Source organism: Pseudomonas sp. Ag1 (assembly GCF_000278565.1).
Lineage (GTDB): Bacteria > Pseudomonadota > Gammaproteobacteria > Pseudomonadales > Pseudomonadaceae > Aquipseudomonas.
In genome coordinates, this window is record NZ_AKVH01000106.1 from 77,375 (window position 1) to 92,501 (window position 15,127).

The window sequence follows — 15,127 nt, forward strand, 5'->3', positions numbered from 1 at the left end:
GCTCCAATCAATGGCAGGGGAAACCCAGCAGGTGGCGACCGTCATGCACAAACTCATGCACGTACATGCCTTTGAACACGGCCGTCGCGCCTTGCTCGGCGCCGACGAAGTAAATCGCGAGCAATAGCAGCAGGCCGCCGAAGATCGCCCAGGGCAGGATTTCGCCCAGGGGAATGGACGGTATTGAAACGTCGGAGCCAGTTGCAGCGGTATAAGCCATGAGAACCTCCAGGGATGACGCGTCCCGAAATGGATAGCGAGTTGGCTGAAACAGGGTCTGGCTTACGGCTAAAAGGCCGAATACAGTGGCGCGACCGCGCCGGCATTGAACCGGCTTCCTGTTGCAGAATAGTTGAAACATGTTGAAACAACTTCGCAAGTCTACGCTGACTGCACCTTAAAACCAGAGCGATTTGTCATGCAGGCCACCCGTTTGACCCTTGTTGCCCACGCCAGCACCCGTGCCCAGAAACAGGCACGCTTTGCGCTGGATGAGTCGGTGGAGATGGACTGGCAGCAGGCGGCGCTTTCCCAGGGGCAACGCTTCAAGCGTGCACCCCGGGTGCTGTGCGGCCCGGAGGCGCGGACCCGGCAGACGGCGGCGCTGTTTGCCGACGATGCTTTGGTTGAAACAGCCCTGCGCGATTGTGATTTTGGCCGCTGGCAAGGGTTGGCGATCGAGGAGGTTCAGAAGGCCGAACCCGAAGCGCTTCAGGCCTGGTTGACCGACAGCACCTCGGCGCCCCACGGCGGCGAGTCGGTAGTGCAACTGTGTGAGCGGATAGGGCAGTGGTTGCAGTCCCTCGAGCAATCCCCGGGGCATGTCGTGGCGGTGACGCATCCATTTGTGATCCGCGCAGCGCTGCTGCATGTCATGCAATGCCCACCCGCCATGTTCAACCTGATCGACGTGGAACCGCTGTCATCCACCGAGTTGCGATTCAATGGGCGTTGGCGCCTGCGCCTGGAAACTCACGCCTGACGTCCCGAACATGGCAAAATCCGTTCCCCGCACCGAGACCCCCCATGAAGACTTTCCCATGAAACGCATCCTGATCATCGGCATTGGCGCCGGCAACCCTGACTACATCACGATGCAGGCGGTCAAGGCGCTCAACCACACCGACGTGTTTTTCCTGATGGACAAGGGCCAGAGCAAGGACAAGCTGATCGACCTGCGCCGGGAAATCTGCGAGACCTACATCACCGATCACGCCTACCGCTTTGTCGAGGCCGATTGCCCCGAGCGGGTGCGCGGTGATATCGACTACACCACCGCCGTGAAGGACCTGAACCGCGACAAGCAGCAGACCTTCGAACGGATGATCAATGAAGAAATGGCCGACGGCGAAGTGGGCGCATTCCTGGCCTGGGGCGACCCCGCACTGTACGACAGCACCATTCGTATCCTGCAGGCGATCCTCGCCAGCGGCAGCTGCGAATTCGAATTTGAAGTGATCCCCGGGATCACCAGCGTCCAGGCGTTGGCGGCGCAGCACAAAGTGCCGCTGAACCGCATCGGTCGCTCCATCGAAATCACCACCGGGCGCCGGTTGGCGGCGGGGCAGGCGAGTGATGCCGACACCCTGGTTGTCATGCTCGATGCCGAAGATTCCTACCGCACCGTGGCCGATCAGGACCTGGATATCTACTGGGGCGCCTACCTGGGCACACCGGATGAAATCCTGATCAGCGGCAAAGTGGCCGAGGTTGCCGAAGAGATTGAACGTGTGCGCAAGGCGGCGCGCCAGGCCAATGGCTGGATCATGGATACCTATTTGTTGCGCAAACCCTAGAGGTTGATGCTCATGCTCAAACTGATTGCCCTGACGGTAGCGCTGTTTACCGGCGCCGCACAGGCCGAAGACGTATTGCACACCGACCTGCCGCTGCCTTACCTGGAGCAGACCCAAAGTGATGCACGCAACGAGCCGCTGGTGATCTTCCTGCACGGTTATGGCAGTGACGAGGCCGACCTGTTCGGGCTCAAGGACCGCTTGCCGTCGACCTGGACCTACCTGTCTGCACGGGCACCGATGCCGGTGGAGGGCGGTGGTTATCGCTGGTTTCGCAAGAAGCCGGGCGATGGCGATTTTGATGGCGAGACCGCCGACCTGCAGAGCAGCGCCAAGCTGATCGAAGCCTTCGTCGCCCAGGCCACCACCAAGTACCACACCCAACCTGAGCGGGTGTTTCTGGTGGGGTTCAGCCAGGGTGCGATCATGTCGTATGAAGTCGGGTTAAGACATCCCGAAACCCTGCGCGGGATTGCGGCGTTGAGCGGCAGCCTGCTGCCGGTACTCAAGGCCGAACTCAAGCCGGATGCGCCACTGGGCAAGCTGGCGATTTTCATCGGTCACGGGACGCTGGACCAGGCGCTGCCGTACTACTCGGCAACGCGGGCCAACGAGGTATTGCAGGGGATTGGCCTCACGCCGGAATTCCACGGCTACCCGGGGATGATTCATACCGTCGGTGAGGCGGAGTTGCTGGACTTGAAGCAGTGGCTGGAAAAGAGCCTGCGTTGAATCCTGCGATGTGAACGCGATAAAAAATGTGGGAGCGGGCTTGCTCGCGAAGACGGTGTTGCAGTCAGCACATGTATTAACTGACCCACCGCATTCGCGAGCAAGCCCGCTCCCACATTGGATTTTCACTGCCAGATAAAACCGGTTATTTACCGCCGATAATCTGCTTCACCAACAGTGCATGACCGGCTTCATCATCCGCCCGGGAAATGGCCTGCACCACCAATTGGTGGCTGCCGGAGCCCGTCAGGAAGGTGGAACTCAGTGTCTTGCCACCGCCCATGGTCGCGGTGCTGTCGACCTGGCGCAGGGCCAGGCCTTTCACGGTGAGTTTCTTCTCGGCGCCTTTCTTGAAGTCCGGCAGGGCGGCGCTTTGTTCCTTGACGAAATCCGCCACGGCACCGTCGAGGAACTGCGGGTCGTTGTCCTTGATCAGGCCGGCGACACTCGGTTTTTCGACGACGAAGATCACGCTTTTGGTGGCCTGGTCACTGTACATCGTGCCGCTGGCGCCTGCGGTGCCGTGCTCGGCATCACCGGCCGGCAGTGGGTCGGCCAGGTAGGACTTGGGCAGGTTGAAGCTGAATTTGCCATCCAGGGTGGAGATGGTCTGGGTGGCGGTCTTCTGCGCCGCTGGCTTGCTGGCGGCGAGGACTTGGCTGGCGCCGAAGCCGGCGGCCAGCGCTAGGGCCAAGAGGGCTGCGGTCTTGCTGAGGGTGGCCATGAAGCTCTCCAGGGATGAACGAAATTGCGCCGTATTCTGTCAGAAAACTCGCAAGATCGTTCATCTCCATCGCTACACCTTGTCGGACTCTTCCTCGATCCGGTCCATCTCAAACAGCCGTGCCAGTTCCGTCCGGGCTTCCTGGGCAGACTGCATCACCTTGGCCGCGTCGTCATACACGGCGTGTTGGGCCGCCAGCAATTGCAGGTCATGGTTTTTGAAGCGGCTGATGCGCGCGTCGGCCTGGGCCTGGGTCAAGCCAAGGCCCACCAGGGTGCGGCGGCTCATTTCCAGGCTGGAGTAAAACGTCTCGCGCACCGGTGACGCGTCGAGGTCCACCAGGCGGTGCACATGCTGGCGGTTACGGGCGCGGGCGATGATCTTCATGTGCGGGTAGAGGCTGCGCACCAGCTCGGCGGTCTTGATGTTGATCTCGGGGTCGTCCATGGCGATCACGAAAAACTCGGCCTGGTCGACTTTCGCTGCGTGAAGGATTTCCGGGCGCTGCGGGTCGCCGTAGAACACCGGCATGCCGCCGAAACTGCGGGTCAGTTCGATGGTTTCCACCGAGGTGTCGAGGGCAATGAACGAGATGTTCTGTGCCCGCAGGATCCGCGCCACGATCTGCCCCATGCGGCCCATCCCGGCGATCACCACCCGTGGCGCATCGCTTTCGATGGCACGGTATTCCTCGGGCACTTCCACCGGCTTGGCCTTGGGCTTGAACAGCTTCGGGCAGAGCAACAGCAGCAATGGCGTCACGGCCATGGACAGGGTGATGGTCAACACCAGGATGTCGTAGAGGTGCGGCTCGAACAGGCCTTGGTCGCGGCCGATCTTGAACACCACGAATGCGAACTCACCACCGGCTGCCAGCACCACGCCCAGGCGCAGCGCGCTTTCAGGGTTCAGGCCGCCTGCCAGGCGACCCACGCAAAACAGCAGCGGCAACTTGATGGCGATCAGCAGCAGGGTCAGCCCCAGCACGATCACCGGCGCGCTGAACAGCAGGCTGATATTGGCGCCCATGCCCACGCTGATAAAAAACAGACCCAGCAGCAGGCCCTTGAACGGTTCGATCTGCGATTCCAGCTCATGCCGGTATTCGGAGTCTGCCAGCAGCAACCCGGCGAGGAAGGCGCCGAGGGCCATGGACACGCCCACCAGCTCCATCAGCCATGCGGTGCCGATCACCACCAGCAACGCGGTGGCGGTGGAGACCTCCCGCAGGCCGGTCTTGGCGACGATGCGAAACACCGGCCGCAACAGATAGCGCCCGCCGATGATCACCACGGCGATGCTGCCCAGTACTTCCAGGCCGTGTCGCAGGCCCTGGGAGGTGGTGGCGGGATGATCGCTGCCCGCGAGCAGCGGCACCATGGCGATCAACGGGATGGCGGCGATGTCCTGGAACAACAGAATCGCAAAGGCCAGGCGCCCGTGGGGCTGGTTGAGTTCCTTGCGCTCGGCGAGGCTTTGCAGGCCAAACGCGGTGGAGGAGAGCGCCAGGCCAAGGCCCAGCACAATCGCGCTGTTCCATGATTGGCCAAACACGAACAGCGCGACCACGCCGATCACGGTGCCCGTCAGCAACACCTGCGCCAGGCCTACACCGAACACTGCCTTGCGCATCACCCACAGACGCTTCGGTGACAACTCCAGGCCAATGATGAACAGCAGCAATACCACCCCAAGTTCGGAAAACTGGCTGACGCTTTGCGGGTTGCCCACCAGGCCCAGCACCGATGGGCCGATGATCACTCCGGCCAGCAAGTAACCCAGCACGGCACCCAGTTGCAGGCGCTTGGCCAGGGGCACGGTCAGGACGGCAGCGAGCAGGAATACAACGGCCGCTTGTAACAGGTTGCCTTCATGGGGCATTGGGGACTCCGGGATCGTTTTGCTGAATCAACAGGTTTTACTGTAGGAGCGAGCTTGCTTTGCAGGTCCCAAGGCCTTCGCCTCCGGGTTCATTGGATGTCGTCCGGTTCTTTCGCGGCACTCTCCAAACTATTAATACCATTTATTTCAATGAGTTTTATGCACGTGGCGGTCGGGATCATCCGTGGTGCCGGCGCTATGGTCGTGTCTTCAGCCGCGCGAAAGGGTGGTTTTTTATGGGCTGAGCATTGTGCGGGAATAATCTACAAACACTTTTCCGGGACAAACGGAAGCCTGTACAAGCCAGGAACTCCTACAGTTATGCCCTTGAGTTTATATTCCATGGATGGCATATTTGCATGAGTTGGGACGTTGAATACACGGACGAGTTTGGAATCTGGTGGGGCGGTCTGGATGCAAAGGAGCAATCCTCAGTATCGGCCAGTGTGGATTTACTGGGCCTTCTGGGGCCAGGCCTTGGCTTCCCCCACAGCAGTGACATCAAGGGCTCCAGGCATGGCTGCCTGCGAGAGTTGCGGGTGCAGCATGCCGGGCGGCCTTACCGCGTTCTGTATGCATTTGATCCGCGCCGGTGTGCCTTGTTGCTGATTGGCGGGGATAAAACCGGTCGAGGCCGGTGGTATGACGAATACGTCCCGCTGGCTGAGAAGTTGTATGACGAACATTTGGAAACACTGCTTAAAGAGGGCCGTCACCATGGCTAAAAAATTCAGTGAGCTGCAGGCTCGCATGACACCGCAAGCCCGGGCCGATGCAGAGCGCATCTTCCAGCAACACCTGAAAGAAATGCCCCTGCATGAACTGCGCAAGGCGCAACAGATGAGCCAGGATACGCTGGCCAAGGCGCTGAATATCAATCAGGCGGCAGTGTCCAAAATGGAGCGGCGCACCGACATGTATATCAGCACGCTGCGTAACTACATTCGCGCCATGGGAGGAGAACTGGAGATTGTCGCTACGTTTCCTGATGGCCAGGTAAAGATCGAGAACTTTGCCCACTGAGTCATCCGCTCCGTCAAAAGCCCGGCCATGCGCCGGGCTTTTTTGTTCGCTGAATGCCTGTCGTCATTGTGCAGCTTAATGGACAATACTCGCCATTCTCGCCCCATCGGACATCAACGTGAACCAACTTCTCGCCATGCGTGCCTTCGTCCGTGTCGTCGAAACCGGCTCCTTCAGCCGCGCGTCCGACCAGTTGGCACTGCCGCGTTCCACCGTCAGTAAACTCATCACGGACCTGGAGAAGCACCTTGGCGTCAAGTTGATGCATCGCACCACCCGTGCGCTGGCGGCGACGCCGGAGGGGTTGGAGTACTACAGCCACGCGCTGTGCCTGGTGGCGGAACTCGATGAACTGGACAATGCCCTGCGCGGGCAGAAGCTCAAGCCCGGCGGCCACCTGAAAGTGGATGCGCCGGCGTCCTTTGCCAATTGCCTGCTGATCCCGGCGCTGGTGGATTTTCATCGTGAGTACCCTGAGATCACCATCGCCCTGGGCATCAGCGACCGCGCCGTGAATATCGTGGGGGAGGGCGTGGATTGCGTGCTGCGCGCTGGCAAGCTCGATGACATGGCGATGATCGCCCGCAAGGTTGTCGACCTCGAGTACGTCACTTGTGCGGCCCCCGGCTACCTGGAGCGCATGGGTACGCCCGTGTCTCCCGAGGACCTCGAGAAGAACCACCTCAAGGCGGGGTATTTCTTTGCCGGGTCGGGTAAGCCGGAGCCGTTGATTTTCGAGAAGGGCGCGACTCGGTATGAGGTAGGCAACTGCGCGTTTTCCACCAACGAAGGCAACGGCCTCAAGGAAATGCTGCTCGCCGGCCTGGGCGTCGGGCAGCATTTCAAGACCATCGTTGACTACTACGTAGAGGCAGGCCATTTAGTCCCGGTACTCGAAGACTGGACCCGGCCCGCCACGCCGTTGCACATCATCTATCCACCCAATCGCCATCAGAACGCCCGGCTGAAGGTATTTATCGACTGGGTGATCGAGCGGTTCGGCGTCAGGCAATAATCGCTGTCACGCGGATTTCAATGCGCATTGCCGGCAGCCCCAGGGCTTCTACTCCCAGCTCAGTCCAGATGGGGGCGTGATTGGGCATGTAATGGCGGTACCACTTGACCATCTGCTCGTTCACCTCCGGCGGGAAACCTCCCACGTGGTAGGAATTGACGTGTACCACATGCTCCCAGCCGGCGCCGGCTGCCGCCAGGGTGCGTTCGAGGTTTTGAAAGGCCAGGGCGATCTCGTCGGTGAGGGATTCGGGAATCTGGAACTCGTCATCCCAGCCGCCCTGGCCCGAGGTTTCGACGCGGTTGCCGATTTTGACCGCCTGGGTGTAATGCAGGGTTTCGCGTGCAATGTCGCCGTAACCGGGTGTGATGAAAAACTCGGGCTTGCTCATGGTGTTCCTCGGTTTCAGTGGTTGACCCGACAAAGGTTAATGGACTGAATCTGCGAACAAAATCCGCGTTTTTTGTCATCACTGTGCAGCGATATGGATAGTCCGAGTATCAGTTTTTCACATTCCCGTAGCCCGCCCTTTGTTACTATCGCCCTCCGTCGTCGCCAGGAGTCACCGTCACATGCAACACCAGTGGGATGAAATGCACCGCACCCGCAAGCCCACGTTTGTGTTGTGTGGCGAGCCCCAGGGGGATGTGCTCAATCTCTACGTGCATGGTTATTCGGCGTTCTTCAACCAGCAACAACTGGGTAGTTTCTCCCGGCAACTGGCAACCATCGAAGGCTCCACCAACCTGATGCTGTTCTGGCCGGCAGGGCATTTCCTGGAAAACCTGTTTGCGCCGTTCAAGGATGTGATTACCTCGATGCTGGGTGGCGGTAGCCTGGGTGCCGCAACCATCGGGGTGGGCAAGGCGATTGCCTATTTCCTCGACCACTACAAAAGCGTCGAGGCGCGGGTGGATGAGGTCGCCAAAAGCCTGCTGCCCGAATTGGCCAACTACCTCCATGGCGAGTCGATCAAGGTGCGGCAGATCAACCTGATCGGCCACTCCCTGGGCGCGCGCATCCTGGTCAAGAGCCTGCTGGCCAGCCCTGAGGTGGCCCGTGAGTTGCCGCTGAACAACCTGCTGCTGATGGGCGGTGCGATTTGTACCTCCAGCCCCTGGGACCTGGTCTCGGCGCCGCTCAGCGGTCGGGTGATCAACTGCCACTCGAGCAAGGATTGGGCGCTGGCGCTCAAGCCGGACACCGAGCGCTGCATCGGACGTTATGCGATCCCGCTGACACCGGCGCTCAAGGCCAAGGTCGCCAACGTGCACCTGGCCACGTTCGACCACGCCGCGTATTGGCCGCAACTGAAGACGGTGGTGCAGTACACCGACCTGCTGCAGGAACGCCGGGGCATGATCCGCGCCGATCAACGCAGCAGCGAAGTGCGCTTTGCGGAAGAGGATGTCGAGCTGTTCCCGCTGCTGGTGCAGGCGCGGCCGGAGGAGTTGCAGTTTTTCGCCGAGCTGATGGCGCAAAAGCGCAGTGCCTCTATCGACGCCACCGTGCGCGAGCCCTTGAAGCTGGCCATCGAGTTGCAGCGCATGGGCGGCGACACCTTTATGAACCTGGCCCGTGGTCATGGCGTGAGCTATCGCGAAATCGCCCAGGACGTGGCGCAGCGGGTGGGTATCAAGTTTGATCAACCGATCGAGAAAGTGGCCCTGGCGGATCTGGAGTTACAGGTTGCCGAGCGGCTGATCGAGCAATACAAGGACAAGCTCAGCCAGGCTGATCGCCAAGTGTTCGAGGCAGAGTTGAAGGCTGCGGCACAAAAGGAGCAGGGTTTTTTCAATCGTTTCGATGTCGGGCGCTCAGCCACCACTGCCCTCAGCGGGACCGCGCTGGCCGGGTTGACCGGGTTTATCCTGCGCCGGGGCGCGGCCACGGCCATTCCGGTGGTGGGGCAGGCGCTCGCGGCGGCGATGCTGCTGGTGACCGGCGTGCGGGCGTTTTCCGGCCCCGCGTATTCCATCACCACCCTGGCGGTGCTGGTGATTGGGGTGATTCGCGAGCGCCTGGAGCGTGAAGCACTGAACCAGGAGATGGATCTGGTGGTCCAGGTGGTAGAGGCATTTGATCTGCCCCGGGAGACGGTGATGCGTACCGTTGCGTCTGACTGATAAGCTGCGTTCACGTCTTGTGTGAAAGCCTGGTACCCCGCGTGAAATTCAGCCTGCCCAAAATCGCTACCGCCCCGTTCTGCCCGCCGGAAGTCGCCGGCTCCATCGTCGTTGATCCCCGTGCCTCGTTTTTCAAACGTGCGCTGATGTTTGCCGGCCCTGGCTTGCTGATCTCCATCGGCTACATGGACCCGGGCAACTGGGCAACGGCCATCGAGGCCGGTTCGCGCTACGGCTACAACCTGTTGTTCGTGGTGCTGCTGGCGAGCCTGGCGGGGATGGCGGTGCAGTGCCTGTGCTCACGGCTGGGCATCGCCACCGGCAAGGACCTGGCGCAACTGAGCCGCGAGCGCTACAGCCGGCGCTCGTCGTTCGTGCAGTGGATCCTTGCGGAAATCTCGATCATCGCCACCGACCTCGCCGAAGTCCTCGGCTGCGCCCTGGCGTTTCACCTGTTGCTGGGCGTGTCACTGACCACCGGGATTGTCATCACGGCCTTCGATACCTTGCTGATCCTGGCCCTGCAAAATCGAGGTTTCCGCCGGCTGGAAGCGATCATGCTGGCACTGGTGGCGACCATCGGCGTGTGTTTCTTCATCGAGCTGATGCTGATCAAGCCTTACTGGCCCGACGTGTTTCGTGGTTTCACCCCGTCGTTGTCCGCCATCAGTGATGCCGCACCGTTGTACCTGGCCATTGGCATACTGGGGGCCACGGTGATGCCCCATAACCTCTACCTGCACAGCTCCATTGTGCAAACCCGGCTGTTCGGCAAGGACCTGGCCAGCCGCCAGGACGCGGTGAAACTGGCGCGTATCGATACCATCGGTTCCCTGTCCCTGGCACTGCTGGTCAACGCGGCAATCCTGATACTGGCCGCCGCCGCGTTCCACCAGACCGGCCACACTGATGTGGTGGAAATCCAGGACGCCTATCACTTGCTCGACCCGCTGGTGGGTGGCGCGTTCGCCAGCGTGCTGTTCGGTGTTGCGCTGTTGGCTTCGGGCCAGAGCTCCACGTTCACCGGCACCATTGCCGGGCAAGTGATCATGGAAGGCTACCTCAACCTGCGCATTCCCTGCTGGCAGCGACGCCTGATCACCCGTGGCCTGGCGCTGATCCCGGCGTTCCTCGGGGTGTGGCTGATGGGGGATGATGCCATCGGCAAGCTGCTGATCCTCAGCCAGGTGGTGTTGAGCCTGCAGTTGCCGTTTGCGTTGTTTCCGCTGATCCGCATGACGGGTGACAAGCGCCTTATGGGGCCGTTCGTCAACAGCTTGCCTACGCGGCTGCTGGCCTGGAGCTTGTTTGTGGTGATCAGCGGGGCGAATGCCTGGCTGATCGGGCAGTGGTTGTTTTGAGCGAAGTGAATTAAGTCAAAACGGCCAATGATGTGTATTTCGCCACCATCGGGTCGGCTGTCACTAACTTCATCGGCTCAATGATAGCCGTTGCAATGATGAGCCGATCAAACGGGTCCCTGTGATGGTGTTCAAGGTCCTTGACCGCGATGGCGTGCTCCGAGGTGATGGGCAGTTCCACGTAGCCGCTTTCCAGGCAGTATTCGCGAATTTCGTCCAGGTTTACGTTGAGCTTCCCGAGCCCGACCTTTATCGCCAGCTCCCAGAATGTGGCGGCACTGACGTAAATTTCAGCCGCGTTCTCGATCAGCTTTCTGGCCTTCGCTGGCAGTTTTGGATCATCGCTCAGGGCCCAAAGCAGGATGTGGGTATCCAGCAGTATTCTCATGGGTGGTTTCCCTCAAACGCATCCAGCATGTCGTCTGGCAATGGCGCATCGAAGTCATCCGGCACCACCAGTTTGCCCTTCATCGCGCCAATTCGCCGGCCTGTCGGTTTCCCGACAGGAACAAGGCGAGCCATCGCCCGCCCATGCTTGGCTATGGTGATGATTTGGCCGGCGGCGGCATCATCGACCAGTTTTGATAAATTATTTTTTGCTTCACCCAACGGTACGGTAATCATTTGGTCTTCTCGAGGTTTTGGCCAAATATAGCCAAAATTTCGTAAGCAGGCAAAGATCAACCGACTGCTGGCGGAGGGTGATTTTTGCGGGGACGATTGCAGGTTTCCGAACGAGTAATGACTGGCATCCATGACGTCTCTCCTGAAGGAATTCCTCGAAGTCTGCCCGAGTGCAAGCGGTTTTTGACCCGTGTTGTGGAAAATCAGATCGGACTTACTTGAAGGGGGATTTTTCCCGACAGTGCGGGCCGAATAGTTTCCCACAGTTGCTCAACGGTCCCAGTAAGGCACTGCCCCAAAACACTCGACGAAGTAATCAATCACGGTCCGCACCTTCAACGACAGCCGCCGGCTACCCGGCCACAGCGCAGCAATCTGTTGCGGCTCCAGGGTCGTCGCCACTTCATAGTCGCTGAGCACCGCCTGCAGCGTGCCGGCGCGCAGGCCTTCACCGATCAACCATGACGGGAACACCACCAGCCCCAGGCCTTGTTCGGCAGCGTGGGTCAGGGTGTCGGCGTGGTTGCCGGTGATCGGGCCCTTGACGCTGTAGGACGTCCAGTCGCCCTGGTCGCGGCGGAAGAACCAGCGCTGCTGGCCGGTGACGCCCTTGTAGGCCAGGCACTGGTGGTTCACCAGTTCGTCCGGATGCCGGGGCGTACCGAAACGCTCCAGATAGCCGGGGCTGGCAGCGAGACGAAAGCGCTGGGGGGCGAAGATTCGCGCCTGCATGCCGGAATCGTTCAGCACACCGATGCGAAACAGCAGGTCTGTGCCGTCTTGCAACGGGTCGACGTAGGTGTCGGTTTGCTGGATATCCAGTTGCAGCTTCGGGTAACGCCGACACAGCTCCCCAAGCCACGGCGAGAGGTGGCGTTGGCCAAACACCATCGGCGCATTGATGCGCACCAGGCCGCTGGGTTCGCTTTCCTGTTCCTGCAACGCCTGGCCGGCGGCTTCCAGTTGCTCCAGCATCAATCGCGCATGCCGGCCCAGCAGGCGACCGGCTTCGGTAGGGCTGACCGCACGGGTATGGCGGTACAGCAACTGTTGGCCCAGGGCCTGCTCCATCAACTGCACCTGCCGGGAAATGGAGGAGGGCGCCAGGCCTTCGCGGCGTGCGACTTCGGAGAAGCTGCCGTAGTCCAATACCGCGACAAACAGGCGAAGCGCCTTGAAGCTCAGTTCGTTCAAACCCTGCATCATCACTCCATGCTGTGCGTATTGCGCAAAGGTGTTGTCGGCATGCTCCCATTTATCGCACAGCAGTGCCACCGGATAATACGCGCCATTGTTCCTCTCTCTAACGCGCAGGTGATGTATGCAGGCTTCTTCAGTGGCGGGTGTGGCTCAGGCCAAGCCCAAGACGTTTCTTCGGTTGTTGCTATTGCCGCTGGTGATCTTCGCCGGCATGGGCTTGTCGGTGGAGGCCGGCTTGCTGGGCCCGCTGGGTGTGCAGGTCGGCCACTTGTGGGCGACCTTGAGCATCTTCGGCGTCGGCTCGGCGATCCTGTTCCTGCTGTTGCTGTTCAGCGGCCCGCAAAAGGGTCCGGCGTTGACCGACCTGCCGCGCTGGCAATTGATCGGTGGCTTCCTGGGGCCGATGTACGTGGTGGTGCTGACCCTGGCGACCCCGCATATCGGGATCGCGATGACCATGATTGCGATCTTGTCGGGCCAGGTGGGCAAGAGCGTGCTGATCGACCACTTCGGCTGGTTTGGCACTGCCCGCAAGCGGGTCAACGTGGAGCGCTGGATTGCACTGGCGTTGATTGTGGTGGCACTTGTTCTGATTGCGCGAGGTTAAGGCGATGAACCTGTTTCTGTTGTTGGTATTGGTAGTGGCCGCCGGTGCGGTATTGAGTGTGCAGGCCGCCATCAATGGCCGCCTCGGGCAGGCGGTGGGCGTATTGCGCAGCAGCCTGCTGACCTTTGTCGTGGGCGCGATCAGTACCGGGTTGCTGATTCTGTTCTTTGAGCCCGCCCACGCGGTCAGCCTGCTGGACGTGCCGAAGTGGCAACTGACCGGGGCGTTGTTCGGGGTGGTGTACATGATGGTGATGGTCGGCGCGGTCCCGATTGTCGGCACGGCAGTGGCGACGGTGGCGGTGATTGTCGGGCAGTTGGGCATGGGCATGCTGATCGATAACTTCGGCTGGCTCGGCAACCCGGCGATCGAACTGTCCGGCAGCCGCATCGTGGCGATGCTGTGCCTTGCGCTGGCCCTGGTGTTCATGTACCGCAGCAACGCTCGTCGGGCTGACTGACGGGCCTTTGAACCTTGAATCGTTGCCTATAGTCATTGCTTGAGGTGTCGGCGTTCGCCGCACCTGGACGACCACGAAAAAGGAGTCTGACCATGCAAGAGAAAACATGTGCCTGCCCCCACTGCAACTGCCAGTTGGGGAAAAACGCGGTGATGAAGGATGGCAAGGGCTATTGCTGCCAAGGCTGCGCCGAGCATCATGCCCATGGCGAGCCTTGTGCTTCGGCGACCGGGTGCGAGTGTGCCAAGTCGGCGCACGGCTAACGCAGGCTGCCTTCTGTAGGAGCGAGCTTGCTCGCGAAACACCCGAGAGCGACGCGGGGCACCAGGTGCCCCGCGTCATCGTTAACGACCTTCGCGAGCAAGCTCGCTCCTACAGTTTCACGCGCTGGGGCGCGCATCCGAGCGGCGCCATTGCACGTTTTCGATGCCGAATTTCTCGGCCTGGGGCTGGCTCGTCTTCTTCACCTGCTCACGGGCAAAGCGCCCGATGCGGCCTACGCCGGCGTCGCAGCTCGCCCAATGCCAGGCTTCGGCGTTGTCGAGTTTTTCCAGGCGGATGATGAATGACTTGGGCTGGCCATGCAGCGTGTAGTCGATCACGAAAAGTTTTGCGTTAGTCATGGATCCGTAAACCCTCCTTGTATCTTTAAGTGACCCTGCGCAGGCAGTAAAAATTCACTCGGATTGTCCGGGTCACGTCTTATCATGGCGCTCCATACTTGAACGATGTGTCTTCCATGGCCCTTGCCGCGCCTCCCGACCTCAGTGATCACGCCGTCCCCGTGCAACCCTTGGCGCGCACCTACCCGCGTGGGTTGTATGTCGAGCCCCATCAACACGATTGGGGCCAGTTGCTGTATGCCATGAGCGGCGTGATGTGGGTCGAGACACCCCAGGAAGCGCTTGTGGTGCCGCCCCAGCGCGCGGTGTGGCTGCCGCCGGGTGTCGAGCATGGGATTCGCGTGGTGTCGGACTTGCAGATGCGCAACATTTACCTGCGCCCGGCGCTGGCAGCGACCCTGGACAGCCAGGTGCAAGTGATCGAGGTCGGCGGGCTGCTGCGCGAACTGATCGTGGCGCTGGTGGAGCAGGGCGACAAGGGGGACCAGGCCTATTACGAAGCCGTGGTCGGCCTGGCCCTGCTGGAACTGCAACGGGCCCGGCGCTCGCCGATCCGTATCGCCTTGCCCGTGGGCGCCGACCGACGCCTGACCAGCGCCTGCCAGGCGGTGATGGCGTCACCGTCCCTGGACATTCCCTTTGAACAGCACGCCGAAGCCGCCGGCGCCAGCGTACGCACCCTGGCCCGGCTGTTCCAGAACAGCCTGGGCATGGGCTTTGCCGAGTGGCGCCGCCAGGTGCAGTTGGCCACCGCCGTGGCCGAGTTGATCCAGGGCCAGTCGGTCAGCGCGATCGCCCGTTCCCTGGGTTATTCGCCGAGCAGTTTCAGCGACATGTTTCGTCGTGAGCTGGGGATGGCGCCGTCGCAGTATCCCGTCTGAGGCTTGGCCGAAATCCTGAAGCACTTGGCCGATGCTTCGGTTTCAGGCCCCCTACACTGACCGCCTCAACCTTG

20 protein-coding genes are annotated in these 15,127 nt (G+C 60.9%); 12 read left to right on the forward strand and 8 right to left on the reverse strand.

Features of this window, described 5'->3' with window-relative positions; translation table 11 throughout:
• Positions 1 to 7: 7 nt before the first annotated feature.
• On the reverse strand, positions 8 to 220 hold the full coding sequence (locus A462_RS10165) for a CbtB domain-containing protein (protein ID WP_003208073.1): 213 nt from the start codon (positions 218 to 220) through the stop codon (positions 8 to 10).
• Positions 221 to 418: 198 nt separating this feature from the next.
• On the opposite strand from A462_RS10165, the gene A462_RS10160 reads away from it, so the two are divergent.
• The 3 genes from A462_RS10160 to A462_RS10150 are packed head-to-tail and all read left to right on the forward strand — an operon-like array spanning position 419 to position 2,528.
• A complete protein-coding gene (locus tag A462_RS10160; RefSeq protein WP_008437053.1) occupies positions 419 to 982 on the forward strand; it encodes a histidine phosphatase family protein in 564 nt (187 codons plus the stop codon).
• Between the two features lie 58 nt (positions 983 to 1,040).
• Positions 1,041 to 1,796: a precorrin-6A synthase (deacetylating) gene (cobF, locus tag A462_RS10155; protein ID WP_008437054.1), complete on the forward strand. Its 756-nt coding sequence runs from the start codon at positions 1,041 to 1,043 to the stop codon at positions 1,794 to 1,796.
• A 12-nt stretch (positions 1,797 to 1,808) separates the two neighbouring features.
• The gene (locus A462_RS10150) at positions 1,809 to 2,528 is read left to right on the forward strand and encodes an alpha/beta hydrolase (RefSeq protein ID WP_003208077.1); all 720 of its coding nucleotides are present in this window, start codon (positions 1,809 to 1,811) and stop codon (positions 2,526 to 2,528) included.
• Between the two features lie 145 nt (positions 2,529 to 2,673).
• Here A462_RS10150 and A462_RS10145 read toward each other — a convergent pair whose 3' ends face one another.
• Together A462_RS10145 and A462_RS10140 are read right to left on the reverse strand one after the other, a co-directional pair.
• On the reverse strand, positions 2,674 to 3,252 hold the full coding sequence (locus tag A462_RS10145; RefSeq protein WP_003208079.1) for a hypothetical protein: 579 nt from the start codon (positions 3,250 to 3,252) through the stop codon (positions 2,674 to 2,676).
• 72 nt (positions 3,253 to 3,324) lie between these two features.
• Positions 3,325 to 5,133, reverse strand: coding sequence for a monovalent cation:proton antiporter-2 (CPA2) family protein (locus A462_RS10140; protein ID WP_008437055.1), 1,809 nt, complete (start codon positions 5,131 to 5,133; stop codon positions 3,325 to 3,327).
• Between the two features lie 359 nt (positions 5,134 to 5,492).
• Between A462_RS10140 and A462_RS33575 the strand changes: the two genes are divergently transcribed.
• The 3 genes from A462_RS33575 to A462_RS10130 all read left to right on the forward strand — a co-directional run bounded on the left by A462_RS33575 (position 5,493) and on the right by A462_RS10130 (position 7,171).
• A complete protein-coding gene (locus A462_RS33575; RefSeq protein WP_003208083.1) occupies positions 5,493 to 5,858 on the forward strand; it encodes a type II toxin-antitoxin system RelE/ParE family toxin in 366 nt (121 codons plus the stop codon).
• Positions 5,851 to 6,156, forward strand: a complete 306-nt coding sequence (locus A462_RS10135; RefSeq protein WP_003208085.1) for an XRE family transcriptional regulator — start codon at positions 5,851 to 5,853, stop codon at positions 6,154 to 6,156. Before A462_RS33575 ends, A462_RS10135 begins: the two co-directional genes overlap by 8 nt.
• Before the next feature lie 118 nt (positions 6,157 to 6,274).
• Entirely contained in the window at positions 6,275 to 7,171 is an 897-nt protein-coding gene (locus A462_RS10130) for a LysR family transcriptional regulator (RefSeq protein ID WP_236260825.1), read from the forward strand.
• Here A462_RS10130 and A462_RS10125 read toward each other — a convergent pair.
• Complete coding sequence (locus tag A462_RS10125; protein WP_003208087.1) at positions 7,161 to 7,562, reverse strand: RidA family protein; 402 nt, start codon at positions 7,560 to 7,562, stop codon at positions 7,161 to 7,163. The genes A462_RS10130 and A462_RS10125 overlap by 11 nt on opposite strands.
• Before the next feature lie 181 nt (positions 7,563 to 7,743).
• Between A462_RS10125 and A462_RS10120 the strand changes: the two genes are divergently transcribed.
• The gene (locus A462_RS10120) at positions 7,744 to 9,297 is read left to right on the forward strand and encodes a DUF726 domain-containing protein (protein ID WP_008437056.1); all 1,554 of its coding nucleotides are present in this window, start codon (positions 7,744 to 7,746) and stop codon (positions 9,295 to 9,297) included.
• Between the two features lie 41 nt (positions 9,298 to 9,338).
• Positions 9,339 to 10,658, forward strand: coding sequence for an Nramp family divalent metal transporter (locus A462_RS10115; RefSeq protein WP_008437057.1), 1,320 nt, complete (start codon positions 9,339 to 9,341; stop codon positions 10,656 to 10,658).
• A gap of 10 nt (positions 10,659 to 10,668) precedes the next feature.
• On the opposite strand, the gene A462_RS10110 is transcribed toward A462_RS10115, so the two are convergent.
• The 3 genes from A462_RS10110 to A462_RS10105 form a co-directional block, all read right to left on the reverse strand.
• The gene (locus A462_RS10110; protein ID WP_003208092.1) at positions 10,669 to 11,046 is read right to left on the reverse strand and encodes a type II toxin-antitoxin system VapC family toxin; all 378 of its coding nucleotides are present in this window, start codon (positions 11,044 to 11,046) and stop codon (positions 10,669 to 10,671) included.
• Complete coding sequence (locus A462_RS34920; protein WP_008437059.1) at positions 11,043 to 11,414, reverse strand: type II toxin-antitoxin system Phd/YefM family antitoxin; 372 nt, start codon at positions 11,412 to 11,414, stop codon at positions 11,043 to 11,045. The genes A462_RS10110 and A462_RS34920 overlap by 4 nt, the downstream gene beginning before the upstream one ends.
• A 138-nt stretch (positions 11,415 to 11,552) precedes the next feature.
• Positions 11,553 to 12,485, reverse strand: coding sequence for a LysR family transcriptional regulator (locus A462_RS10105; protein WP_023658922.1), 933 nt, complete (start codon positions 12,483 to 12,485; stop codon positions 11,553 to 11,555).
• A gap of 118 nt (positions 12,486 to 12,603) precedes the next feature.
• On the opposite strand from A462_RS10105, the gene A462_RS10100 reads away from it, so the two are divergent.
• From A462_RS10100 to A462_RS33585, 3 genes are all read left to right on the forward strand, one after another.
• The gene (locus A462_RS10100; protein WP_008437061.1) at positions 12,604 to 13,089 is read left to right on the forward strand and encodes a DMT family transporter; all 486 of its coding nucleotides are present in this window, start codon (positions 12,604 to 12,606) and stop codon (positions 13,087 to 13,089) included.
• A gap of 4 nt (positions 13,090 to 13,093) precedes the next feature.
• Entirely contained in the window at positions 13,094 to 13,549 is a 456-nt protein-coding gene (locus A462_RS10095; protein ID WP_008437062.1) for a DMT family transporter, read from the forward strand.
• Between the two features lie 92 nt (positions 13,550 to 13,641).
• On the forward strand, positions 13,642 to 13,812 hold the full coding sequence (locus tag A462_RS33585) for a metallothionein (RefSeq protein WP_008437063.1): 171 nt from the start codon (positions 13,642 to 13,644) through the stop codon (positions 13,810 to 13,812).
• Positions 13,813 to 13,929: 117 nt separating this feature from the next.
• Here A462_RS33585 and A462_RS10090 read toward each other — a convergent pair whose 3' ends face one another.
• Positions 13,930 to 14,172: a DUF6555 family protein gene (locus A462_RS10090; RefSeq protein ID WP_003208104.1), complete on the reverse strand. Its 243-nt coding sequence runs from the start codon at positions 14,170 to 14,172 to the stop codon at positions 13,930 to 13,932.
• A 116-nt stretch (positions 14,173 to 14,288) separates the two neighbouring features.
• Between A462_RS10090 and A462_RS10085 the strand changes: the two genes are divergently transcribed.
• Positions 14,289 to 15,053 (forward strand): AraC family transcriptional regulator, encoded by a 765-nt coding sequence (locus tag A462_RS10085; protein WP_008437064.1) that lies wholly within the window; start codon positions 14,289 to 14,291, stop codon positions 15,051 to 15,053.
• The last annotated feature ends 74 nt before the right edge of the window (positions 15,054 to 15,127 follow it).